The following is a 24,005-nucleotide window of genomic DNA, read 5'->3' as shown; positions in this document are numbered from 1 at the left end:
ATCATCTCCTCGCCGTTCGGAACGTGATCGAGTAGCGCAGCGCCTTCGTCGCGACGATGCTGTGTTGCCAATCCCACCGCGCCGTGCCGCGTATCGAGTACGCCGAGCGCGGCGGCAGGTCGAGGTCGATCACGTCTTTCGCGAGATTGCGCTCGCCGGGCTTGTAGGGCCGCAGCTTCATGCGGGCGTGGCCGCCCAGCGAGACGCCGACGATCGCCTCGAAATCGGGAACGTCGCGATGCCAGCCGAGCGGCGTGCCGGGGCGGTACTCGCTCACCAGCCCGTGCACGAAGTCTTCCGCGGGAATGCCGACCCAGCGCGCGACCTTGTCGCGCAGCGGGAACAGGAGCTCCGGGATCGGCGCGGCTTCGTTCAGCACGTTCCTGTCGTAATCGAACTTGCCGCCGTAGCTCACCGTGCGCCGCCGCGCGGTGTATTGCTTGTACTTCGCTTCCGCCAGCGGCAGCTCGCGGACGACCGCGAGCAGCGCGTCCTCTTCCCCGGTCGTGAGGAACGCGGGCTCGAAGACGAAGCCTTCGGGTAGTGACGGTGCGCCGCCGAAAAGGTCGGCCTGCTCGCCTGCCCTGCGCATGCTATTGCGCGCGGATGTGCGCCTGCTTGATCACCTTGGCCCATTTCGCGGTCTCGGCGCGCATGAAGGCGGCGAACTGATCGGGCGTGCTGCCGACGACGTCGGCGCCCATCGCCTGCAGCTTCTCGCGCAGATCGTTATGCGCCAGCGCTTTCGACACGTCGCCGTACATGCGGTTGATGAGATCGCGCGGCGTCGCCGCCGGCACGACGAGACCGAACCAGTTGGTGAGCTCGTAGCCGGGAACGCCCGACTCGGCGATCGTCGGCACATCCGGTAACAGGGGCGAGCGCTTCGAGCCGAGCACGCCGAGCGCCTTGAGCTTGCCCGACTTGATGTACGGATACGCCTGCACCAGGCTGTCGAAGGTGAGCGAGACCTGACCGCCGAGCAGATCGGTGAAGCTCGGGCCGCTGCCCTTGTACGGAATGTGCACGAGGTTGATGCCCGCCATGCTCTTCAGCAGCTCTCCGCCGAGATGAGGCGCGCCGCCCGGCCCCGACGACGAATAGTTGATCTGCCCCGGCCGCGACTTGGCGAGCGCGATCAGCTCCCTGATGTTCTTCGCCGGCAGCGACGGATGCGCGACCGCCACGAAATGCACCGCGACCACCTGTGAGAGCGCCGCGAAATCGCGCTGCGGATCGACCGGCATCCTGGCGTAGAGATGCTGGTTGACCGTGAGGTTGCCCATCGTGCCCATGAACCACGTATAGCCGTCGGGCGCCGAGCGCGCCGCGGCTTCGGTGCCGATCACGCCCGAAGCGCCCGCACGGTTGTCGACGATCGCCTGATGTCCCCACGCCTCCGCAAGTTTCTGGCCCAGCAGACGGGCGACGATGTCGGTGCCTCCGCCCGGCGGGAACGCGACGATGATGCGCACCGGTTTCGCCGGGAAATTGATTTGCGCGTGCACGCCTGCCGCGCTCCAAGCGAGCGCGACCGCGAGCGCCGTGGCGGCGCCTCTTCTATTCATGACTTGAGCTCCTCCTCGTAATCCGCGGCGGGGGCCGCGCTGGAATCATGCGGCGGGTGCGGCTTGCGCGCCTCGCCAGACGGTGGCGTGGTACGCGGCGAGCGTCAGGACGAACGCCGCGAGCACGAGGTGAAAGATCGCGGGTATCCACGACGTGAACCACTCCGCGGGATGGTCCAGGGCGAGACCCGCCGCGATGCGCGCCAGCGACCCGATCATGTACAGCGCGCCGATCCAGCCGAGCAGTCGTGCAGCCTGCGGATTGCGCCGGCGGTTGCAGAGCGCGACGTCGTAGGTGATCGAGCACATCAGCGCGAAGAGAAAGAGCTGGACCGCGAGCAGCAGCGAGTACGGCAGCGCGGGCGAATGGAAGGCTTCGTAGGACGGCAGCGCTTCGACGGGCACGAAGCGCTGCAGCGCCTGACCCGCGACGCGCAGGCCGAACAGCGCGGTCAGCACGCCGAGCGCCGCCGCGTAACGCCTGCACCTGGCGTCCGCGTCCGCGGCGATCGGTTCCTTCATCGATGCGACGCCGCCCGCCGCACGGCGGCGAGCAGCGGCTCGAAGCCGGCGTGCTCGCCGGCTGGCGGCACCTCCGAGCGCGCGTGGTAGGGCTCTATCCAGTCCTCGGCCGCGCGCGCGGCCGTCGTCAGCTCCGGCAGGCCGAAGGTCAGTGCCGAGCCGGCCATCGAATGGAGGTTGCGCAGCACGACGAGGACCGATTCGCCGTCGCCTTCGCCGCGCCTGATCGCCGACCACGCGGCGTCGATGTCGCTGAGGCGCTGCGGCAGGCTCGCGCGGTACTCGGCGCTGATCGCGTCGAGCTCCCGCTTCAGATCGTCGTCGGCGCCCTCAGGCATGAGGCATCCCGAACACCGTCTTCATCGCCTTGATCAGCACGTCGGTCTGGAACGGTTTGGTGATGTAGCCGTCGGCGCCGTGCGCAAGGCCCTTGATCACGGCTTCGCGCGTGGTCTTCGCAGTCAGCATGATGATCGGCACGTCGGCGAGCGCGGGATGGCCGCGCATCTTCGTCAGCACGTCGAAGCCGTCGGCGTCGGGCAGCATGACGTCGAGCAGCACGAGGTCGGGCCGCGGCGGCAGCCGCACCGCCTCGACGATCTCGGCGCGGTTGCCCGCGATGCGCGCGTCGAATCCTTCGAGCGCGAGAAAGTGCTTCAGGAACTTGGCGAGATGCGGCTCGTCCTCGACGACGACCACGAGCGGCCTGCGATCGGTCGGAAGCTGCGGCATCGCGGCCGGGCGTCTGGCTATGCGTACGTAATATCCCTGCTGCTGCAGCGACGTCACCCCGGCGCCCGCTTCGTTCGTCGCCGAGCTCACCGCGGACGCCGTAGGCACGAGCGGCGCAGCCGCGCCCGCGAAGAAATCGAGCGCGCCGTCGGCGCCGGCCTTCGCGCGCTCGATGAGCCCGGTCTGGCGCAGCCACTCGAAGGTGCCTGCGACGTCCTGCGGCGGGACACCGGCCATCGCCGAGCGGATCGCCGCGACGCTGCTGCGGCCGTCGATGCGCACCAGCAGATCGAGCGCGGACGACGGCAGCCGCGTCTTCGCGCCGCGCAGCTCCTCTTCGCCCTGACGCGTCAGCGCGTATACGTCCTCGTCCGTCACCATTCTGTCTGCCGCCATACCTGCTCCGCGTGCTTCGAATCAACCCTCGCGCATCATACAAAATACCCGCTGTATTACAATCCCGCGTCGGCGTGAATCGCCGGTCAGAAGGAAAACCGATGAGCGACTCAGCGCCTTCCATGCCATCCGCGCTGGTCGTCGAAGACGACGACCAGATCGCCTATCTGCTCCAGTTCATCCTGAAGAAGGAAGGTTACGCCGTCGCCGTCGCGCGAGACGGCCTCGAAGCGAAGAAGGTCATCGCCGACAGCGACGCGCCCGCGTTCGTGACCCTGGATTTCATGCTTCCGCACGCCAACGGCCTCGAGCTGCTCGCGCTGATCCGCGCCAAGCCGGGCTGGAAGGACGTCCCGGTACTGATGCTCACCGCGCGCTCGCAGGAGAAGGACATCGCGCACGCGCGCGCGTCCGGCGCGACCGATTATCTCGTCAAGCCTTTCAAACCTGAAGAGCTGCGCGCGTGCGTGCGGCGGCTCGTGGGGAACCCGGCGCCGTGAGTCTCAGCGCGGGAGAGCCGCGCCGCGGTCGTGCATGGCTGCAGGAGGCGGCGGAGCGCTGGTTCAAGCCGTTCACCGTCGCGATCACGTTCCTGGTCGGCCTCGCGGTCACGATCAACGCCTGGCATGGCGCGCACTCGACGGTCGACGCGACCGCGCTCCATCGTTTCGATTCGCGGGTCGAGGACACGCGCGACGCGATCCGCGACCGCATGCTCGACTACGCGCAGGTGCTGCGCGGGGCGGCCGGGCTGTTCGCCGGCTCGGACAACGTCACGCGCGAGGAGTGGCGCCGCTACGTCAACGCGCTGCAGGTCGAGCTCTCGTATCCCGGCATCCAGGCGCTCGGCGTCGCCTATCGGGTGCTCCAGTCCGAGCTCGGCGCGCACGAGAGCTCAATGCGTGAGGACGGCCCGCGCGACTACGCGATACGCCCGCCGGGCGCGCGCGCCGAGTACTTTCCGGTCGTGTACATCGAACCGCCGACCGAGCGCAACTTGCGCGCGCGCGGTTTCGACCTGTATTCCGAGGGCATGCGGCGCGCCGCGATACAGCGCGCGCGCGACAGCGGCGAGCCCGCGGTGAGCGGCAAGCTCACGCTGGTGGAGGACCAGGGGAACAAGGCCGACGCGCAGCCCGGCTTTCTCATGTTCCTGCCGGTCTACCGCAACGGCATGCCCGCGGACATCATCGACGACCGGCGCGCGAACTCGATCGCGATCGTGTACGCCCCTTTCCGCACCCGCGACCTGATGCGCGGCCTGCTCGGCGCGCTCGGCGACCTGCGAGTCGAGGTGTTCGACGGCGCCACGACCGCGCCGGAGAGCCTGCTCTACGACAGCGCGCCGCCCGGCGCCGTGCGCACGCCCGCTTACACCAAGACCTCCGAGCTCATCGTGCAGGACCGGGTGTGGACGCTGCGAGCGACCAGCCTGCCCGCGTTCGAGCAGGGCATAGACCGCTCGCGGCCGAACATGACGCTGGTCGCCGGCATCGCGATCTGCCTCACGCTCACTGCGCTCGTGTGGGTGCTCGCCACGCTGCGCGAGCGCGCGCTGCGCCTCGCGCAGCGGATGACCGCGCAGCTGCGCGAAAGCCGCGAGCGATTGTCGCTCGCGCTCGAAGGCTCCGACCTCGCGCTCTTCGATTTGGACGTGATGAGCGGGACGGTGACCCTCTCACCGCTGTGGAACGCGATGCTCGGCGGCAAGCCGGCGGTGACGATCACCTCGATCGAATCGCTCGAAGCGATCGTGCATCCCGACGACCGGCCGCACCTGAAGAACGCGCTCGTCGCGACGCTCAAGGGCGAAGCCGAGTGCTACGACGTCGAGCACCGCGTGCGCACGCACGAGGGCGCGTGGAAGTGGATCGCCAGCCACGCCAAGGTGTCGGAACGCGACGCGAGCGGGCGCGCGTGCCGCATCACCGGCACCAACGCCGACATCAGCGAGCGCAAGGCGGTCGAGTCTCTCAAGAACGAGTTCATCGGCACGGTCAGCCACGAGCTGCGCACGCCGCTCACCGCGCTCATCGGCGCGCTCTCGCTGCTCAGGGAAGAGTACGGCGAAAAGGCGCCGCCCGACGCCGCGATGTTCCTCGACATGGCGTTCCAGAACGGCGAGCGCCTCGCGGCGCTGGTCAACGACATCCTCGACCTCGAGAAAGTGGAATCGGGCAAGCTCGATCTCGACATCGAGCGCATCGACCTCGGCCCGTGCCTCGACCGCGCGGTGTCGCTCAATTCGGCGTACGCGGAGAAGCACGGGACGCGCTTCGTCCTCGAGCCGGTCGAGCTCGGGCTCTGCGTGCACGCCGACAGCGACCGGCTGCTGCAGGTGGTCACCAACCTGCTCTCGAACGCGGCGAAGTTCAGCCCCGCGGGCGAGCCGGTGCGCGTCACGGCCTGCGCCCTGGCCGACATCGCGCGCATCGAGATCGCCGACCGGGGTCCCGGCGTGCCTCCCGAGTTCAGGCATCGCATCTTCTCCAAGTTCGCGCAGGCGGAGTCGGGCTCGTCCAAAGGCGGCACGGGACTCGGCCTCGCGATCTCGAAGGCGATCGTCGAAGCGATGCACGGGCGCATCGGCTACGACGACGGCGCCGCGGTGGGCGCGACGTTCTACATCGAGCTGCCGCTCGCGCGCGAAGGCGAGGATCCCGAGAAGCGCCATAGACCCGACCGCCGCAAAGGCGACCGGCGCAAGACCCCGCGCGAGAACGTCAACGCGTAACGGAGCTCGTCGTTCCCGCGAATGCGGGAATCCATTTTGACGTTGAAACAACATGGATTCCCGATAGCTCCCGCTACCGCGGTTCGGGAATGACGCGCCTGCTCATTCCGTCTTGATTCCCGCCGCCGCGACGATCTTCTCGTATTTCACGGTCTCGGCCTTGATGAAGCTCGCCAGGCCTTCGGGCGTCGTCGGCGAGGGGAGGCCGCCTTCGCTCGTGATGCGCTTTTTCACGTCCGCGTCGTCGAGCGCCTTGCGCATCGCGCCGTTGAGCGTCGCGACGATATCCGGCGGCGTCTTCGCCGGCGCGAGCATCGCGTACCACTGCGTGAGCTCGTAACCGGGCAGCGTTTCGGCCATCGTCGGCAGGTCCGGATAGACCTCGATGCGGCGGTTCACGGTGACCGCGAGCGGCTTCAGGCGCCCGTTGCCGGTGAACGGCAGCGTGGTCACCGGGCTCGCGAACGCGAGGTCGACCTGCCCGGCGACGAGGTCGGTGGCGAAGAGCGCGGTGCCGCGGTACGGCACGTGGACGATGTCGATCTTCGCCATCGATTTGAAGAGCTCGCCGGCCATGTGCGGCGCGCCGCCCGTTCCCGCCGAGGCGAAGTTGAGCTTGCCCGGCCGGGCTTTCGCGATCGCGATGAGCTGCTTCACGCCGGACGCGGGCACCGACGGATGGACCACGAGCACGTACGCGAGCTTCGCGCCGAGGCTGATCGGCGCGAGGTCGCGCTGCGGATCGTACGGCATCTTCTGCTTGAGCGCCGGCAGGATCGAAAGGCCCGACGACGTGCCCCACACCAGCGTGTAGCCGTCGGGCGCGGCGCGGGCGACCGCATCGGTGCCGATGATCCCCGACGCACCGTCGCGATTGATCACCACGATCTGCTGCCCGAGCACGTCGACCATCTTCCTCGCGACCACGCGCGCGAACGCGTCGGTCGCCGCGCCCGGCGGGAAAGGCACGATGAGGCTGATGGGGCGGCGGGGATAGTCTGCGGCGAGGCACGAAGCCGAGGCGGCGACGAAAAAAGTGACGGATAAGGCGGTGACGGGTAGTGCGGTGACGAAAAACCGCTGCAACCCCGTAGCCCTGCCTGTAACCGCTTCATCCGTCACCGCTTTATCCGTCACCGCTTTATCCGTCACCGTTTCACCCGTCACTTCTTCCATCAGTTTCCATTCCTCCGGACCCGCTCCTCGAAATCGCGCTCGAAAACCCGCTCCTCGCCTTCGTAGGCTTCGATGCGCGCGCGCACGATGAACTCGCGCCGGGTGCACGAGACGTGGGTCCGGGTCTCCGTCCGGATCTTCCAGTCCTTGCGTTCGAACTCCCACGTCCACGTCACTTCCGCGGTCGCTTTGAGCGGATCGTCCTCGACCACGCTGTAGCGCTCGGTCGAGCGCGCTTCGGCGACCATGTCGATCTCGTCGTAGCGGTTGCGTCCGCTCGAGTCGGTGATCTCGACGACGGTCTCACCTTTTCCGAGATCGGTGCGGATCACGCGATTGCGTCCGCCCGGCGCGAGGACGGTGCGCGGGAAACCCGGTGCGGACTCGGGCTTTTTGAACGTCGGCGACGCTTCGCCTTTGCGCAGCGGGCGCACCGGCAGCGACAGCGCGCTCTTGCCGGTCTGCACCGTGAGCGTCACCGGCTCGGGCGACGGCCAGATCAGCGGCCAGTACGTGGTCGAGATCGCGACGCGGATGCGATGGCCCGGCGCGAAGGAGTACGCGCAGTCGATCAGCGGCACGCTCACCTTGTACTGGCGGCCCGGCTCGAGCTTCTTCACCTTGTCGGCGCCGCCGATGTGCGCGAGGTTCAGGATGCCGTACGAGACGCGCGTGGACGCGCCGTCGGGCGCGACGTCGCACAGGCGCACGCACGCGAACGCGACCGGCTTGTCGACCGACAGCACGAGCTCGGCGCTCGGCGTGCCGAGGATCTCGACGGTCTTCTTGAGAGGCTCCGAATCGAAGCAGATCGACTGGCCGTCATCGGGCCGCTGATCGCCGGGAAGCTCGGGACTCGGCCCGTGCTGGAACCACGGCATCAATTCGCCGACCGCGAGGCCGAGCGTCTGCGGCGAGCGGTTCGAAACCGTGCCCGCGCGGCTCGCCTTGTCGCCGAGCGCGCCGCCGCTGTTCATGTGGAAGCGCTGGGGCTTGATGCGCGGCGACGGCCATTCCCGCTCCGCGACCCAGCGCCCCGGCGACTCGGGATAGAAGCTCTTGGCCGGCGCCGACTGCGGCATCCATGCGATGAGCGCGGGGTCCTTGTCGACACCGGTGTCCTTGCCTTTCAGATGCCGGTCGAACCATCGCAGCGATTCCTGGAGGAAACCGATCGCGGGACCCGGCATGCCGAGGTGCGCGTAACGGTGGCCCCACGGCCCGATCAGCGCCTTGCGCGGCGTGTCGAGGTTCGCCATCGCCTCGGTCACCGAGCCGACATACGAGCCGTCGGCCCAGCCGCTCACCGCGTACACCGCGGCGTTGATGTTCGACCAGTCGCTCGCGCGCGCGCGCCAGTAATCGTCGTAAGTCTGGTGCTTGAGCGCGGCGACGATCTGCGGCGCATCGGCTTCGAGGCGCTGCATCCACATCTCGCGCCAGCGGTCGCCCACGAGCTCGGGATCGGGCGGACGCGACTTGTAGCCGAAGAGCTGGCTCGACCAGCGGATCGAGCGCAAGAGGATCGCGCCGCCGCGGAACACCTGGCTGTAGCGATAGCGGTCGGGAGAGAACGATTGCGCGATGACCGCCTTCAGCTCGGGCGGATTCTTCGCCGCGACCTGTATGCCCTGGAAGCCGCCCCACGAGATGCCGAACATGCCGACGTTGCCGTCGCTCCACGGCTGCTGTGCGATCCACTTCAGCGCCTCGACCGTGTCGCCGGTCTCGTCGCCGATCGCGAACGTGCCCTGGACGCCGTCGGAATCGCCCGAGCCGCGAATGTCGATGCGCATGCTCGCGTAGCCGTGGCCCGCGAAGTAACGATGATGCATCGCGTCGCGCGGGGCGTAGATGTCGCGCTTGCGATACGGGATCACCTCGATGATGGTCGGGACGCGCTTCTTTTGCGCGATGTCCGGGAGCCAGAGCTTGGCGGCGAGCCTGACCCCGTCGGGCATCGGGATCCAGCAGTCTTCGGTTTCGGTGTACTTGTGCGGGAGCTTGGTGACGACTTTCACTACGTTGGCCTCGTGTTGTGTCACCGCGATTCTAACGGCGTTGAAAAGCTTTTACCGCAGAGGACGCAGAGGACGCAGAGGATTGCGGCGGTCGGCGCTCACTTGAGCACGATGCTTTGCGGGAGTCATCTCACGCAACCTTGGTTTGTTTTTCCTCTGCGTCCTCTGCGTCCTCTGCGGTTAAAAACGCCTTTGGCCTTTAAGCGGCAGGCACCAGCTGCGGCCGCTCGGGCAAGCCCACGAAATCGAAATCGATCTCCGGCACGCGCCCGTCCACCACGTCCGCGAGCGCGCGCGCCGAGCCGCACGAGTGCGTCCAGCCGAGCGTGCCGTGGCCGGTGTTGAGATAGAGGTTGGGATAGCGCGTGCGACCGATCAACGGCACGTTGCTCGGCGTCGCGGGCCGCAGGCCCGTCCAGTACTGCGCGCTCGACGCGTCGCCCGCGCCGGGGAAGAGCGCCTCGACGCGCTTGACGATCGCCTTGCAGCGTCCTTCGTTCAGATCGGTGCTGTAGCCGGTCAGCTCCGCGGTGCCGGCGATGCGCAGCCTGTCGCCCAGGCGCGAGAACACGAGCTTGTATTCGTCGTCGGTGAGGCTCACGCGATGCGCGCGGGAGGCGTCCTTCACCTTCATCGTCACCGAATAGCCCTTGGCGGGATAGATCGGCACGTTGACGCCGATCGGACGCAGCAGCAGCGGGCTGTAGCTCCCCATCGCCATCACGTACGCGTCGGCCTTGATCGTCGAGACGCGCCCGTCCCTGTCCGCGACGCGCACGCCGGTGATCTCGCCGCCTTCGTGCCGGATCGTGAGCACCGTGTGTCCGTACCGGAACGTCACGCCGCGCGACGCCGCCAGCTCGGCGAGACGCCGCGTGAACAGATGCGCGTCGCCCGATTCGTCGGACGGCGTGTACGTCGCGCCGGCGATGCGGTCCTTCACCCGCGCCAGCGCGGGCTCGATCGCGACGCACTCGTCGGCGGTCTTCACCTGGCGGTCGCAGCCGAGCTCGCGCATGAATTCCGCCGGCGCCATCGCCGCCTCGAACTCCTTCGCGTTGGTATAGAAGTGCAGGATGCCGGCTTCGAGGTGGTCGTACTCGAGGCCGGTCTCGCGCCTCACCTCGCGCAGCGTGGCGCGGCTGTAGAGGCCGAGGTTCACGATCTGGCGGATGTTGTGGCGCGTGCGGCCGGGCGTGCATTCGCGCAGGAACCGAAGGCCCCACAGCCACTGGTGCATGTCCGGGCGCAGGCGGAAAAGGAGCGGCGCGTCTTCGTTCGCGAGCCACTTCAGCACTTTCAGCGGCGCGGACGGATTGGCCCACGGCTCGGCGTGGCTGACCGAAATCTGCCCGCCGTTGGCGAAGCTCGTTTCCAGGCCCGCGCCGGGCTCGCGGTCGACGACCGTGACCTGATGGCCTGCTTTACTGAGAAACCACGCGGATGTGGTGCCGATGACACCGGCACCGAGGACGGCGATCTTCATGACAACCTCTCGTAACAGGAGTGGGAACGAACGGTCCGGCGCTCACCGCCGATCCGTCGCCGCTCCCGCTGTCCTTGGTACCTGAGAGATTGCGGTGCTCTGGAGCACCTTGCCCCTTCGGTGGGCGCCGATCGTTCGATCGGCGCCTCTCTCCAGACGGCTATGTCGAACGCGCAGTACCTGCGGCCTGAGCGGTTATGGGAGATTTCGCCTTCGGCGACGGCGGCAAAGCCGTGCTCTCCTGCACGTTCGGTTCGATCCTATGCCTCGCGGCATCGGCGCGTCAACAGACGCACCAGATGAGAGCGGGCCTATCCAGCTTAACGGCGAAAACGCCGCAGGGTTTAACGGTGTCGGTGCGTTACCACGCACCCTCCGCGGAACTACCGGTTTCCGTAGGGTGCGCGCAAGCGCACCGCGCCTCTTAATGCAAAGTCCCTGCAGGCTTGTTCTGCCTCGCGAGCCACAGCCGCTTTCTCTCGAGCATCTCGCGCTCGGTCTTGCTCGGCGTGCGCAGGTGCGCCTTGAGCGGATGCGCGCTCGCGCGGCGCGAGAGCAGCGAGTGCAGAGTGTCTTCGTCGAGCTCCGAGGCGCCCAGCCGCTTCACCTTGCCGCCTTCCCACGCGCCGACCGCGACGCCGTCGCGGAAAGCGATGCGGTTCTGCGCGATCGAGGAGACGCGCGCGTCGGGCGTGAGGATGCCGACGAGGTTGAGCGGATCGGCCGCGCTGACGACGATCAGCTCAAGGCTCTTCGGGATCTTGCGCACCGCGCGCAGCCGGCCGACCGCGTCGGGCAGCGCGAATTGCTCGCCGCCGAAACCCGCGACGAAGCGCCCGCCGCGGATCTCGCCGCGCGCTTCGAGCCGGCGGTAGACCATCACGAGCTCGCGCCAGGTCGGCAGCCGCGATTCGCGCGCGAGCAGCGAGCGGAACACGACGCCGTAGCGCTTCAACAGCACGCGCGCGATCGTCTCGACCTGTTCCTCGCGGTCCATATCGGGCTGCGATGCGAGCAGCGCCCAGCGGCCGGCGGTGTCGACGCCATAGGCCGAGCGGCGCGAGCTCGGGCGGCCGCCCGAGAGGCTGCGGCGCTTTTCCGAAGGGGTCAGCAGCGCGCGCAATCCGCTGAAGCTGTCGGCGGTCACGAGCCCCGCGCCGGCGAGCTCGCCCAGTGCACGCTCGACGTGGGTGCGAAGCAACCCGGTCGCCGCGACGATCTCGTGGAAGAAGAGCGCACCGCGTACGGTCAGCGCTTCGTGGATCGCGCGCGCCTGCGAGGTGAGCGCCTGGACGTCGACGCTCTGGTCCGCGCGCCACAACGCGGCGTGCTCGCGCTGCACGATCGCGATCGGCGAGCTCTTCAGCGGCGCCTTGCTCGCGCCTTCCATCGGCGTGGTGCGTCCCCATGCGACACGGCCGGAGAGACACAGCATGTCGATGTAGCTCGACGTGTAATCGTTCACGCGTGCGGGCAGGACGTCGTGCTCCCATGCGCTCGCGGCGAGCTCGCAGCCGTCGAGCTGCTCGATGATCGCGCTCAAACCCTCGACGCCGTTGACGCGGTCTTCCGGCGTCACGTGCTGCCAGTGCAGCAGGAAGCGCATGAAGTCCGCCGCAGTGACCGCTTCGATCTCCGCGCGCAGCCGGCTGATCGTGTAGCGGTGGATGCGCGCGAGCAACCGCCGGTCGCACCATTCGAGCGCGGATAAGCCCGACTGGCCCGGGACATGGGTCCCCTCCCCTTCAGGGGGAGGGACAGGGTGGGGGTGGGTTTTGCCAGGCGTGAAATACCCTCGCAGCACTCGACCTTCCGTTTCCAACTCCAATAACGCCTGATTCACCAGCCGCTCGTCTTCGACAGCGAAATCGCCGGTGAGCTTCTCAGCCGTCACCGGCCCCAGCACTTCCATGCGTCCGCGCAAGAGCTCGCGCGCCGCGTCCTCGCGCGTCCACGCTCTCTTCTTCAGGCGTTCGGGGATCTTCGGCTTCTTCATCTGTGGAACCGCCGCGTGCAGCTCTTCGAAGCGCTCGATCGCGACCCAGAAGCCGCCGGTCCGCAGCGCCCGCCCGTCGCTCACCAGCTTGTCCATCAGCGCCGGCCACTGCGCCTCTTCCGCGCCCAATTCGCTGTCGCGGATGAAGCCCGCGAGCATCAGCGCATCGTGCAGCTCGTCGGGCGCGGTCGCGTACGGCCACGCCTCCTCGCGCACGCGCCGGATCGCCGCGGCGTCGAGCGCTCCGAGATCGTCGGCGGTGCGAGGCTCGCTCGAACGGCGCGTATACACCGCCTGGGTGCGGCGCTCTTCGAGCGGCGCGTCGTCGAGGAAGGTGTAGACCGCCGAATTCAGCAGTTCGTGACAGAAGAGCGACGGCTCGGGCGTCTCTTTCGCGCTGCACTCGATCTCGCCGTCGATGATGCCCCGCAGGACTTGGATCAGTCCCGGCAGGTCCATCGCGTCCTCGAGCGCGTCCTTCAACGCCTGATTGACCAGCGGATGGTCGGGCACTTCGCGCGCGCCCTGGATGTTCTCGAAGCACGCCGTCGCATCGGGGAAAACGCCTTGCAACAGGTCTTCGGCGTACATGCGCTGGAGCGGCGCGGGCACGCGCGCCCCGTTTCGGCTGCGCGGCACCGCCAGCGCGAGCGTGGTCGTCCAGCGCCAGCGCGTCTCGAAGATCGGCGAATCGAGCACCGCCTGCGTCAGCGTCTCCTTGACCGTGTTGGGATGCAGGTAGCGGAAGACGTCTTCGAGCGGGAACGAGTGCGACGTGCCGAGCGAGAGGATGATGCCCTCCTCCGTCGCCGCGGCCTGCAGCTCGAAGTTGAAGCCCTGGCAGAACTTCTTGCGCAGCGCGAGGCCCCACGCGCGATTGATGCGGCTGCCGAACGGCGCGTGCAGCACGAGCTGCATGCCGCCCGATTCGTCGAAGAAGCGCTCGATGACGATGCGATCCTGCGTCGGCACCAGGCCGATCGCGCGCTTGCCTTCGGCGAAGTAGTCGATGATCTGTTCGGCCGCGGATCGCTCGAGGTGGTAAGCCGTCATGAGCCACGCGATCGCCGGCTCGAGCTCGCCGTCCTTGCGCGGCTGATCGGGCTTGGGCAGCAGCTTGTCCGCGCCGTCGCGCATGCGCGACACCGCCGCGCTCATCTCGGTGCTGCGCGACGGCGCTTCGCCGAGCCAGAACGGCATCGACGGCGGCTGGCCCTGGGCGTCCGCGACGCGCACCACGCCGCTGCCGACTTTCAGGATGCGCCACGAGGTGTTGCCGAGCTGGAACACGTCGCCCGGCAGCGATTCGATCGCGAAGTCCTCGTTGAGCGTGCCGATGAAGGTGCCTTCGGGCTCGAGCAGCACGCGGTAGTCGAACACTTCGGGAATCGCCCCGCCCGACATGATCGCCGCCATGCGCGAGCCTTTGCGCGCGCGCAGCTTCTCGTTCACCGGGTCGTGCGTGATCAGCGCGGCACGGCGTCCGCGCTTGGTCGCGTAGCCCTGCGCGAGCATCTCGACGGTCTCGTCGTATTCCTTACGCGTGAGATTGCGATACGGATACGCGCGGCGCATGAGGTCGAAGAGCGCGGTCTCGTCCCACTCCTCCGCCGCCGATTCGGCGACGATCTGCTGCGCGAGCACGTCGAGCGGCTTCTCGGGCGCGTGCACGCGGTCGAGCCCGCCGTCGCGCACCGCCTGGACCATCGCGGCGCACTCGACGAGGTCGTCCCGGGTGAGCGGGAAGATGCGGCCTTTCGGCAAACCGCGCACGGTGTGGCCCGAGCGGCCGACGCGCTGGAGCAGCGTGGCGATGCGGTTGGGCGAGGAAATCTGGCAGACGAGGTCGACGTGGCCGATGTCGATGCCGAGCTCGAGCGAAGCGGTCGACACGAGCACCTTGAGCTTGCCTTCGCGCAACCGCTCTTCGGCGTCGAGACGCTTCTCCTTGGAGAGGCTGCCGTGATGGGCCGCCACGTATTCGGCGCCGAGGAGATCGGTGAGATGGTGCGCCATGCGCTCGGCGAGCCGGCGCGTGTTCACCATGATGAGCGTCGTGGTATGCGATTCGATCAGCTCGACGAGACGCTGGTAGTTCTCCTCCCACACCTCGTGCGACATCACCGCTTCGAGCTTGGAGCCGGGCACTTCGACCGCGAGATCGATCCTGCGCTTGTGGCCGCGGTCGACGATCGCGCACGCCGCTTGCGGATCGGAGCCCACGAGAAAGCGCGCGACCTCCTCGATCGGCTTCTGCGTCGCGGACAAGCCGATGCGCTGGAGCTTGCTGCCGCAGATGTGCTCGAGGCGCTCGAGCGTGAGCGCGAGGTGCGCGCCGCGGCGCGATTCGAGCACCGCGTGGATCTCGTCGACGATGACCACGCGCGCGGTCTTCAGCATGTCGCGCGACTTCTCGGCCGTCATCAGGAGATAGAGCGACTCCGGCGTCGTCACGAGGATGTGCGGCGGCGTGCGCAGCATCGCCGCGCGCTCCTTCTGCGGCGTGTCGCCGCTCCTCACCGCGGCGGTGATCTTCACCGGCGCGAAATCCATCTCCTCGGCGAGCCGCTTGATCTCGCGGCGCGGCTCGGCGAGGTTCTTGTGGATGTCCGCGGAGAGCGCCTTCAGCGGCGAGACGTAGATCACCCGCACTTCGTCCGGGAGCGAGCCGCGCTCCAAACCTTCACGGAAAAGCTGGTCGATCGAGGTGAGGAAGGCCGCCAGCGTCTTGCCCGATCCTGTCGGCGCCGCGATCAGCGTGTCGTCACCGCGGCGGATCGCTTTCCAGCCGTCGACCTGGGCCTCGGTCGGCGGGAGCACCGTACGCGAGCCGTCCTCGGAAGCGACCGTAAAACGGTCCTCCCACCAGCGGCGGAGTACGGGATGGAAGTCGACGGGCAGCACGGGGACTGTGTAATTTTACAGGGTACGTCCATTCGGACCAAAGCGGCGCGATAGAATTCCCCCATGGATTTCTCACTCACCGAAGACCAGCAGGCGATCCGCGACGCGGTCGCGAAGATCTGCGCCGAATTCGATCTCGACTACTGGGCGAAGCGCGACCGCGAAGGCGGTTTTCCGCTCGATTTCCACGCGACGCTCGCACGCGACGGCTGGCTCGGCATCGCCATGCCGCAGGAGTACGGCGGCGCGGGCCTCGGCATCACCGAGGCGGCGGTGATGATGCAGACGATCGCCGCGTCCGGCGCCGGGATGTCGGGCGCGTCGGCGGTCCACATGAACATCTTCAGCCTGAACCCGGTCGTCGTATACGCGACCGCGGAGCAGAAGCAGCGCTGGCTGCCGCCGCTCATCGCAGGCAGTGACCGCGCGTGCTTCGGCGTGACCGAGCCGAACACCGGGCTCGACACCACGCACCTCAAGACCCAGGCTCTCCGCCGCGGCGACCATTACGTGGTGTCGGGCCGGAAGATCTGGACTTCGACCGCGCAGGTCTGCAACAAGATCCTGCTGCTCGCGCGCACGACCCCGCTCGAGGAGGTCGAGAAGCCCACAAGCGGCCTGACGCTCTTCTACACCGACCTGGACCGCGCGCACGTCGAAGTCCGCGAGATCGAGAAGATGGGGCGCAAGGCGGTCGATTCCAATATGTTGTTCATCGACGATTTGCGCGTGCCGGTGGAAGACCGCGTCGGCGAGGAAGGCCGCGGCTTCGAATACATCCTCCACGGCTTCAATCCAGAGCGCGTGCTGGTCGCCGCGGAAGCGGTCGGACTCGGCCAGGCGGCGCTGTCGCTCGCGGCCGAGTACGCCCGCGAGCGCGTCGTCTTCGACCGCCCGATCGGCCGGAACCAGGGCATCCAGCACCCGCTCGCGCGCTGCTGGATGGCGCTCGAGGCGGCGAACCTCATGGCGTATAAGGCGGCGAGCCTGTACGACGCCGGTCGACCGTGCGGGGCGGAAGCGAACGCCGCGAAGTATCTCGCCGGCGAAGCGTGCTTCCAGGCCTGCGAGACCGCGGTGATGGTGCACGGCGGCATGGGATATGCGAAGGAATACCACGTCGAGCGCTTCCTGCGCGAAGCGTTCATCCCGCGGATCGCGCCGGTGAGCCCGGAGCTCATCCTCTGTTTCATCGCCGAGAAGGTGCTCGGACTCCCCAAGTCATATTGATCTCGCGTCGCGCCGCCAGGCGCATAAGCGCGCCGTCGCGCGGGGAGGTGCGGCTTCAGCCGCACCGACCAGCGGCGTGGACCTTTGTCCCATTTTTTCCACGAATGTAAAACCGCGCTGTTGGGAATCGGCGACGAACGCCTTTTCGTCCGCCCGACACGACATGATCTCGGGTTTCTTTAACGCCGGAAAGCCCGGTTTTCCGGCGCTAATCCGCGCATCGCCCGCGCGGCCTCGCGCCTACACTGACTTTCATTGCGCTTCCGCAGGGCAGCACGGCGCCTGGCACGGTTTCTGCGTCAAGGCTAGGCGTCGGGAGAGGCCGTGTGGCAGTCCCCCTAAAACGATCAGAAAGGACCGAACATGAACCGCAAGTCTACTGGCCAGATCGAACGCCGCAGGAAATCCGCTTTCGTCGTCGCTCGTGCGAGCGCCGCGACGTGGGTCGTCGCCTTCTCGCGCAAAGTCATTCCCGGCGGCGTCTTCAAGACCAAGGACGCAGCCGTTCAATACGCGGCCATGCTCGCGCGCGCAGCCGGACTGCGCTCGCCCGACGTGACCGTGCTGGGGTAAGACCGTGAACGCGCGCGGCACTGCCGCGGCGCTCGCGATCGTGCTGGCGCTGCCGCTCGGCGCGTGCTCGGTCGCCGCAACCACCGCGGACAAGACGACTGACGGCTCGATCAGCGCCTCCAAGGCGATCGTGCCGACCGATTCGGGCAACGTCGCGGTGCCCTCCGGCACCGGCGGAACGATGGGCAGCGGCTCCGGCACGACCGGGCCCAGCGAGAAGGAAAACCAGCGCGGCAACACGCCGCCCGGCATGTCGCGCGACGGTGCAGGACCCGCCGGCGGCGCGATCATCGATCCGACCGGCGCAGCGACCGGCAAGCGCTAAAGCGCAGCGCTCTACCAGCGTCGGTGCATAAGCGCCGGCGCTCGCGGACTTTCGCGATGCGATAATCGGGCGATGCCCGACCATCGGAGTCGCTGATGTCCGCCACCGCACGCGTCGCCGCGTTCATCCACGAGACGACGCTCGCCGCACTACCTCCCGACGCAATTCCCAAGGCGAAGAAGGCGATCGCCGACACGTTTGCGGCGATCCTGTCCGGCGCGAAATCCGAAGTCACCGAACCGCTCGAGCGCTACGTCGCCGCGTCGCGCGCGCCGGGCGACGTTCCCATCCTCGGCACCGGGACGACCGCTTCGCCCGAAACCGCGGCGCTGGTCAACGGCACCTTCGGCCACGCCCTCGATTACGACGACGTGCTGTCGATGATGCCGGCGCATCCGTCGGCGGTGATCCTCGCCGCGGCGCTCGCGAGCCTCGACGGCAGGCGCGTCAGCGGCCGCGACTTCCTCGAAGCCTACGTCATCGGCATCGAAATCGGCGGCAAGATCGGCCTCGGCATGACCGTCGGCCACTACCACCGCGGCTACCACGCGACCGGCTCGCTCGCGCTCTTCTCCGGGCTGGCTGCCCTGCTGAAAATCCACCGCGCGGACGTCGAGACCTCGCGCATCGCTTTCGGCATCGCCGCGTCGATGGCGAGCGGCCTGCGCCGCAACTTCGGCACGATGACCAAGCCTCTGCACACCGGGATCGCCGCGCGCAGCGCGCTCACCGCATGGCGCCTCGCGTCGTGCGGCTTCACCGCCGCCGACGATATCCTCGAAGCCAAGTCCGGCCTCTATTCGACGCTCGGGGTCGCCGAGTCCGACGCCGATCTCACCGCCGAGCGCCTGGGCCGTCCGTTCGTCATCTGCGATCCGGGGCTCGCGCTGAAAAAATTTCCGTGCTGCTATGCGTGCCATCGCGCGATGGACGGGCTGCTGGCGCTGCGCGCCAAGCTCGGCTTCGAAGCGCAGGACGTCGAGAAGATCGTCTGCCGCATGCCGCCGGGCGGCATGCAGGTGCTCACCTATCCGCGCCCCACGACCGGGCTCGAAAGCAAGTTCAGCCTGCAGTACGCGCTCGCGGCCGGCGCGCTCGACGGCGGGTACGCCATCGCGACGTTCACCGACGAGGCGGTCAACCGTCCGGAGATCGCGGCCCTGTACGATCGCATCGACGCGCGCGAGGATGCTTCGTCGCGCGGCGACGATCCCGATTTCGACAAGAGGAGCTCGGGCAGCCGCGGCTTCGTGCAGGTCGAGGTGAAGCTGCGCGACGGCCGCAGCGAGACGATCCGCGTCGACAAGGCGCCGGGCTCGCCCGCACGCGAATTGTCGTGGGACGATCTGCGCGTGAAGTTCATGGATTGCGCGTACAAACCGGGGTCTGACCCCGATAAAACGGGGTCAGACCCCCGGCAAGCTTTTGAAGCACTGCAACGGCTGGAAGAGATCGACGACATCGACGAAATCGTCGACCTGCTGCGATAACAACACGAGGAGGCAACATGAAACGCGTCACCACGGCCGTTGCGGCCGCGCTCGGCTGCGCCGCGACGCTCGCGGCGGCCCAGAGCCCTTCGACAGGCTCAGGACAGGCTTTCCCGACTCACCCGATCCGCTTCGTCATCACCTACCCGCCGGGCGGGACCACCGACTTCGTCGGGCGCCCGGTGGCGCAGAAGATCTCCGAGATACTCGGGCAGCCGGTGGTCGTCGACAACCGCGGCGGCGCGGGCGGGGTGCTCGCGACGATGATCGTCGCGCAGGCGCCGTCGGACGGATACACGCTGCTGCTCGGCACGTCCTCGGGGATGGTCATCAACCCGCTGCTGCAAGCCAAGCTCCCCTACGACGCGTTTCGCGATTTCTCGCCGATCAGCCGCACCAACGTCAATCCGCAGGCGCTCGTCGCCACGCCGTCGCTGCCGGCGAACAACGTGAAGGAGCTGATCGCCTACGCGCGCGCCAATCCCGGCAAGCTCAACGTCGCCTCCAGCGGCATCGGCACGCCCAACCATCTCGGCGGCGAGATGCTCAAGTACATGGCGAAGATCGACATCGTGCACGTCGCGTACAAAGGCGGCGGTCCCGCGATGAACGATCTGATCGCCGGCAACGTGCAGCTGCAGTTCTCGAGCATCCCGACGGTGCTCGGCCACTGGAAGAACGGCCGCGTGAAGATGCTCGCGATCGGCAGCGGCAAGCGCTCGCCCGCGCTGCCCGACGTGCCGACGATCGCCGAAGCGGGCGTCCCCGGCTACGAATACACCACGTGGTACGGCCTCTTCGGCCCGAAAGGCATGAGGAAGGAGATCGTGACGCAGTTGAACGGCGCGGTCGCCAAAGCGCTCGCCGCGCCCGACGTGCATCAGCGCCTGATGGGCGCCGGCGCCGAGCCGTCGCCATCTTCGCCCGAAGAGCTCACGCGCTACATGCGCGAAGAGTCGGGGCGCTGGGCGAAGGTGATCAAGGCGGCGAACATACGACTCGACTGAACGTCAAAATGGATTCCCGATCCCTTCCGCTATCGCGGGTCGGGAACGACGTCCAGCATCTGCTCGTACGCTTTCTCTAAGTCGCGCGTGAAGGCGGCGTAATCCATCAGCGGCGACGCGCGCATCCGCTCGCGCAGCGAGGCACGCAGCGCGGCGAGCGCGTCGAGATCGTCTGCAAGCTGCACTGCCGCGGCGACGTACGCCTCCTCGTCCGCCGCGACGAGCGTCTCCAGCCCCACATTGCGCAGGAACGAGATCGTCTGACGGCCCGGCAGCATCGGCGCCTCCAGCGTGACCACCGGCACGCCCATGTAGAGCGCTTCGAGGCTCGTCAGCCCGCCCGCGAACGGAAACGGGTCGAGCGCGATGTCGACCTCGCCGTACGCGGCGAGCAGCGCCTCGTGCGGCAGGAACGGCGAGAGCTCGACACGGTCCGGCGCGATGCCGCGACTCGCGAATCGCTCGCGCCAGTATTCGCGATTACCCTCGTCGTGCAGGCCGATCGCGACGATCTTCACACGGCTTCCCGGCACCGCGTCGAGCACGCGCGCCCACAGCGCGATGACGCGATCGTTCACTTTCGAGAGGTTGTTGAAGCAGCCGAACGTGACGCCGCCCCTGGCGCGCGCCGGAAGCCGCCCGACCTCGGGCGCGAACGCGGGCGGCTCGTACGGAAAGCGCGTGTGCGGCAGCCGCCACAGACTCTCGCTGAACCACCGCTGCTGCCCTTCGGGCGACGAGTGCGGATCGCTGATGAAGTAATCCATCGTCGGCAGCCCTGTCGTATTGAAATAGCCGAGCCAGCTCACCTGCACCGGCGCCGGCTTCATCGCGAACGCGCGCAACCGTGAGTGCGTGGTATGGCCTGCCAGGTCGACGAGGATGTCGATACGGTCGTCGTTCACAGTCTCCGCGATCGCCTCGTCCGATCGCCCGGCGACCTCACGCCAGTGCTCGCTCGCGCGCTTGAGCCGCACGGTCACCGCGTCCCCATCGCCCACCGGGTCGTAGCAGTAGATCTCGAAGCGCGCGCGGTCGTGGTGCTCCAGCACCGGCGCGAAGAGATATGTCACCGGATGCCGTCTCAGGTCGGGCGAGACGTAGCCCACGCGTATGCGCTCGTTCGAACGGCTGTGCTGCAACACGGGCCGCACGCTCGCCATGAGCCGCTCTCCCCATGCCCGATGCGCTTCGAACACTGCCTCTGGCGTGATGTCCGGGACGAAGTTGAGCGCGCCGAGCACGCTGTGCTCGACGTAGCCCGCCCGCGGATCGAGCTCGGCCGCGCGACGGTAATGCGGGACCGCCTCGGCGCCGCGCCCGAGGCGCGCGTAGCAATTCGCAAGCTGCGCATGCACCGCCGCGCTTTCGGCGCCGAGAGCGAGCACGGCGGTGTATTGCCGGACCGCTTCGGTCAGTCGCTTCTGCTGCTCCAGCCGGACTGCGCGGTCGTAACGCTCCTGCGCACCGGGCTCGCGGCGCCGGAACGCGCCGCGGAGCAGATTCCGGAGCATCGCGTTACAGCGCGTCTTTCCTGATGCCCGCCGCCTGGATGATCTTCGAATAGCGGGCCATCTCGTTCTTCAGCAGCGCGCCCATCTGCTCGGGCGTGCCCAGCCACGGATCCATGCCGGCCGCGGCCATGTGCTTCAGGAGCGCCGGATCCTCGTACGCTTTCACCGCTTCGCGATACAGGCGCTGCACGATCTCTTTCGGCATGCCGGCCGGCGCGAACATGCCGTACCAGATCGACATCTTGAAGTTGGGCAGGCCCGCCTCGGTCGAGGTCGGCACGTGCGGCAGCGTCTTGACGCGCTTCTCCGACAGCACGGCGAGCGGCTTCACGCGGCCCGCCTTGATGAGCGGCAGCACCGACGCGACCGACACGATCACTTCGTCCACTTCGCCGCCCATGAGCGCGGTCGTCGCGAGCGTCGCGCCTTTGTAAGGCACGTGAACCATGTCGATCTTCTCCAGGCTCTTCAGGAGCTCGTTGGCGAGATGGTTGGTCGTGCCCGGACCGCCGGAGCCGTAGTTGAGCTTGCCCGGCTGCGCGCGCGCGAGCGCGATGAACTCCTTCAGCGTCTTCGCCGGCACCGAAGGGTGCACGAGCAGCACGTTCTCGATCGATGCCAGCCGCGCGACGGGCGCGAAGTCCCGCATCACGTCGTAGGGAAGATTCGAATAGAGCAGCGGCGACAGCGCGATCGTCGGCGAGCTCACCATGACCGTGTAGCCGTCGGGCGGCGACTTGGCGACGAGCGCGAGGCCGACCGTGCCGCCCGCGCCGGTGCGGTTGTCCGGAACGAGGTTCTGCCCCATCTGCTCGCCCATCTTCTGCCCGATCGTGCGGCCGACAAGGTCGCTCGGCGCGCCCGGCGGGAACGGCAGGATGAGGCGGATCGGCTTGGACGGATAACTCTGCGCGTGTGCGCATGCGGCGGCAGCGGCGAGGGCCGCCGCTGCGAAGATCTTCTTGATGCTCATGGTTCTCCTCGTAAATACGTCATTCCCGCGAAGGCGACGCACAGCGTCGTCCCCGCGCAGGCGGGGACCCATATTGACGTAAATTCAAAATGGCTCCCGGATCACGTCCGCTGTCGCGGACAGGTCCGGGACGACGCGACAATGTCGCGTCGGCTGGCGCGCGGTCCAGGATGACGTTCATTTGATGTGTTCGCGGCTCCACCGATCCAGAAACGCCGCGATCTCGAGATTGTTCTTCTCGAGCATCATCATGTGGCCGTTGCCGTGGATGTGCAGATCGGTGAGGCGCACGAAGTCGTTCGCCACGCCGGCGTTGCGGAGGTACTGCGACGTGCAGTGATCGTACGGCGCATGGTACGACGCTTCGCTCGCGACGATCAGGATCGGAATGCCTTTCAGGTTGGTGAGCTGGGGCGCGGGCTGCGCGGGCAGCCAGCAGCGCACCAGATCGGGCCCGCTCGGCGCGGCCTCGCGCGTCATGCGCAGGTCTTTCGGGTCGTTCACCGCCGGCGAGTACGTCAGGGCGTTGCGCGTGATCCCCCACGCGCGGCCCATCGGTCCGTCCTGGAACCAGCCCTTCGCTTCGCCGACGATCGTGTTCTCGTAGAACGGAGGGCCGTTGGGCTCGATTGCAAGGATGCCTTTGACGAGCTTCGGCCGCGCATCGGCGAGCGCCCAGCCGAACGGTCCGGACTGCGAGTGCGTGAGCAGTACGGCAGGTCCGATCCTGTCGAGCAGCGCGACGCCCGCGTCGCGGTTCATCTGCTCGATGACGTTGAGATCCCGGATGTCCTCGACCTGCGACGCGAAGAACTGATCGAAGGTCTCGTCGCCGGGCACGCCGCTGCCGGGCCACTGCGTGTGGAGCTTGGCCTGCGGATAGAGATTGCCCTTCTCGGGCGCGGTGAAGCGGCTCGACATCGCCCCGGTGTTCGGCCGCCGCGTCGGACCGTAGACGTCGGTGAAGAAACCGGAGCGCGCGCGTCCGGGCTGATCGACGATGTACACCGCGTAGCCGCGCTGCAGGAAGTCATCGCCCCAGCCTTTGCGCCCGTCGGGCGTGCCCATGAAATTGGTGCCGGTCTGGCCGCCGCCGTGCCACATCACGACCGGATACGGCTGCGTGCGATTCTCGGGGATCTGGTACTGCACGTACATCTGGCCGACGCGGATCTCGCCGTCGGCGGTCTTGGTATAGTGGCCGCCGACGAAAAAGTAACCTTGCTCGGCAAGGATCAGCTTACGGCTCGAATCGGGTGCGTCGGTCGACATGGTCGTACATGAGGTCAGCAGGATCAGCACGCACAACAGCTTGATCGGCATGTTGATCGCTAGCGGAATGTGCATGACCTCCTCCT

19 protein-coding genes and 1 riboswitch are annotated in these 24,005 nt (G+C 67.7%); of the genes, 7 read left to right on the top strand and 12 right to left on the bottom strand.

From position 1 onward, the window contains the following. Position 1: 1 nt before the first annotated feature. From VHP37_19235 to VHP37_19215, 5 genes are read right to left on the bottom strand one after another with little or no spacing between them, the layout of a single operon-like run. Complete coding sequence (locus VHP37_19235; protein HEX2828497.1) at positions 2–592, bottom strand: alpha-ketoglutarate-dependent dioxygenase AlkB; 591 nt, start codon at positions 590–592, stop codon at positions 2–4. A gap of 1 nt (position 593) precedes the next feature. After that, a complete protein-coding gene (locus tag VHP37_19230; GenBank protein HEX2828496.1) occupies positions 594–1,568 on the bottom strand; it encodes a tripartite tricarboxylate transporter substrate binding protein in 975 nt (324 codons plus the stop codon). Positions 1,569–1,613: 45 nt separating this feature from the next. Continuing rightward, a complete protein-coding gene (locus VHP37_19225) occupies positions 1,614–2,090 on the bottom strand; it encodes a hypothetical protein (GenBank protein HEX2828495.1) in 477 nt (158 codons plus the stop codon). After that, positions 2,087–2,428, bottom strand: a complete 342-nt coding sequence (locus VHP37_19220; protein HEX2828494.1) for an Hpt domain-containing protein — start codon at positions 2,426–2,428, stop codon at positions 2,087–2,089. The genes VHP37_19225 and VHP37_19220 overlap by 4 nt, the downstream gene beginning before the upstream one ends. Further along, a complete protein-coding gene (locus tag VHP37_19215) occupies positions 2,421–3,218 on the bottom strand; it encodes a response regulator (GenBank protein HEX2828493.1) in 798 nt (265 codons plus the stop codon). The genes VHP37_19220 and VHP37_19215 overlap by 8 nt, the downstream gene beginning before the upstream one ends. Before the next feature lie 101 nt (positions 3,219–3,319). Here VHP37_19215 and VHP37_19210 point away from each other — a divergent pair, with 101 nt between their 5' ends. Both VHP37_19210 and VHP37_19205 read left to right on the top strand, forming a co-directional pair. Then, positions 3,320–3,718, top strand: coding sequence for a response regulator transcription factor (locus VHP37_19210; GenBank protein ID HEX2828492.1), 399 nt, complete (start codon positions 3,320–3,322; stop codon positions 3,716–3,718). Next, positions 3,715–5,952, top strand: a complete 2,238-nt coding sequence (locus tag VHP37_19205; protein HEX2828491.1) for a CHASE domain-containing protein — start codon at positions 3,715–3,717, stop codon at positions 5,950–5,952. Before VHP37_19210 ends, VHP37_19205 begins: the two co-directional genes overlap by 4 nt. Before the next feature lie 102 nt (positions 5,953–6,054). Here the strand turns inward: VHP37_19205 and VHP37_19200 are convergent, their stop codons facing one another. The 4 genes from VHP37_19200 to VHP37_19185 all read right to left on the bottom strand — a co-directional run bounded on the left by VHP37_19200 (position 6,055) and on the right by VHP37_19185 (position 15,535). Continuing rightward, on the bottom strand, positions 6,055–7,128 hold the full coding sequence (locus VHP37_19200) for a tripartite tricarboxylate transporter substrate binding protein (protein ID HEX2828490.1): 1,074 nt from the start codon (positions 7,126–7,128) through the stop codon (positions 6,055–6,057). Continuing rightward, on the bottom strand, positions 7,128–9,149 hold the full coding sequence (locus VHP37_19195) for a CocE/NonD family hydrolase (GenBank protein HEX2828489.1): 2,022 nt from the start codon (positions 9,147–9,149) through the stop codon (positions 7,128–7,130). The genes VHP37_19200 and VHP37_19195 overlap by 1 nt, the downstream gene beginning before the upstream one ends. A gap of 199 nt (positions 9,150–9,348) precedes the next feature. Then, positions 9,349–10,635 carry a D-amino acid dehydrogenase gene (locus VHP37_19190; GenBank protein ID HEX2828488.1) on the bottom strand — a complete coding sequence of 429 codons (1,287 nt, stop codon included), beginning with the start codon at positions 10,633–10,635 and terminating at the stop codon, positions 9,349–9,351. A 164-nt stretch (positions 10,636–10,799) separates the two neighbouring features. Next, a riboswitch (glycine riboswitch) is annotated at positions 10,800–10,889 on the bottom strand. A 170-nt stretch (positions 10,890–11,059) separates the two neighbouring features. Continuing rightward, the gene (locus VHP37_19185) at positions 11,060–15,535 is read right to left on the bottom strand and encodes a DEAD/DEAH box helicase (GenBank protein HEX2828487.1); all 4,476 of its coding nucleotides are present in this window, start codon (positions 15,533–15,535) and stop codon (positions 11,060–11,062) included. 63 nt (positions 15,536–15,598) lie between these two features. On the opposite strand from VHP37_19185, the gene VHP37_19180 reads away from it, so the two are divergent. The 5 genes from VHP37_19180 to VHP37_19160 all read left to right on the top strand — a co-directional run bounded on the left by VHP37_19180 (position 15,599) and on the right by VHP37_19160 (position 20,160). After that, positions 15,599–16,765 carry an acyl-CoA dehydrogenase family protein gene (locus VHP37_19180; protein HEX2828486.1) on the top strand — a complete coding sequence of 389 codons (1,167 nt, stop codon included), beginning with the start codon at positions 15,599–15,601 and terminating at the stop codon, positions 16,763–16,765. A gap of 363 nt (positions 16,766–17,128) precedes the next feature. Further along, positions 17,129–17,338 carry a hypothetical protein gene (locus tag VHP37_19175; GenBank protein ID HEX2828485.1) on the top strand — a complete coding sequence of 70 codons (210 nt, stop codon included), beginning with the start codon at positions 17,129–17,131 and terminating at the stop codon, positions 17,336–17,338. A 4-nt stretch (positions 17,339–17,342) separates the two neighbouring features. Continuing rightward, the gene (locus VHP37_19170) at positions 17,343–17,663 is read left to right on the top strand and encodes a hypothetical protein (GenBank protein HEX2828484.1); all 321 of its coding nucleotides are present in this window, start codon (positions 17,343–17,345) and stop codon (positions 17,661–17,663) included. Between the two features lie 95 nt (positions 17,664–17,758). Beyond that, positions 17,759–19,153: an MmgE/PrpD family protein gene (locus tag VHP37_19165; protein HEX2828483.1), complete on the top strand. Its 1,395-nt coding sequence runs from the start codon at positions 17,759–17,761 to the stop codon at positions 19,151–19,153. Between the two features lie 17 nt (positions 19,154–19,170). Next, a complete protein-coding gene (locus VHP37_19160; GenBank protein ID HEX2828482.1) occupies positions 19,171–20,160 on the top strand; it encodes a tripartite tricarboxylate transporter substrate binding protein in 990 nt (329 codons plus the stop codon). A gap of 29 nt (positions 20,161–20,189) precedes the next feature. Here VHP37_19160 and VHP37_19155 read toward each other — a convergent pair whose 3' ends face one another. From VHP37_19155 to VHP37_19145, 3 genes are all read right to left on the bottom strand, one after another. Beyond that, positions 20,190–21,674, bottom strand: coding sequence for a tetratricopeptide repeat protein (locus VHP37_19155; protein HEX2828481.1), 1,485 nt, complete (start codon positions 21,672–21,674; stop codon positions 20,190–20,192). Between the two features lie 4 nt (positions 21,675–21,678). Next, positions 21,679–22,647, bottom strand: a complete 969-nt coding sequence (locus tag VHP37_19150; protein HEX2828480.1) for a tripartite tricarboxylate transporter substrate binding protein — start codon at positions 22,645–22,647, stop codon at positions 21,679–21,681. 177 nt (positions 22,648–22,824) lie between these two features. Next, complete coding sequence (locus VHP37_19145) at positions 22,825–23,994, bottom strand: alpha/beta hydrolase (protein ID HEX2828479.1); 1,170 nt, start codon at positions 23,992–23,994, stop codon at positions 22,825–22,827. Between the last annotated feature and the right edge of the window lie 11 nt (positions 23,995–24,005).

This window comes from Burkholderiales bacterium, assembly GCA_036262035.1.
Lineage (GTDB): Bacteria > Pseudomonadota > Gammaproteobacteria > Burkholderiales > SG8-41 > JAQGMV01.
Note: the sequence above shows the minus strand (reverse complement) of the source record. Positions and strands in the feature narration are given on the sequence as shown.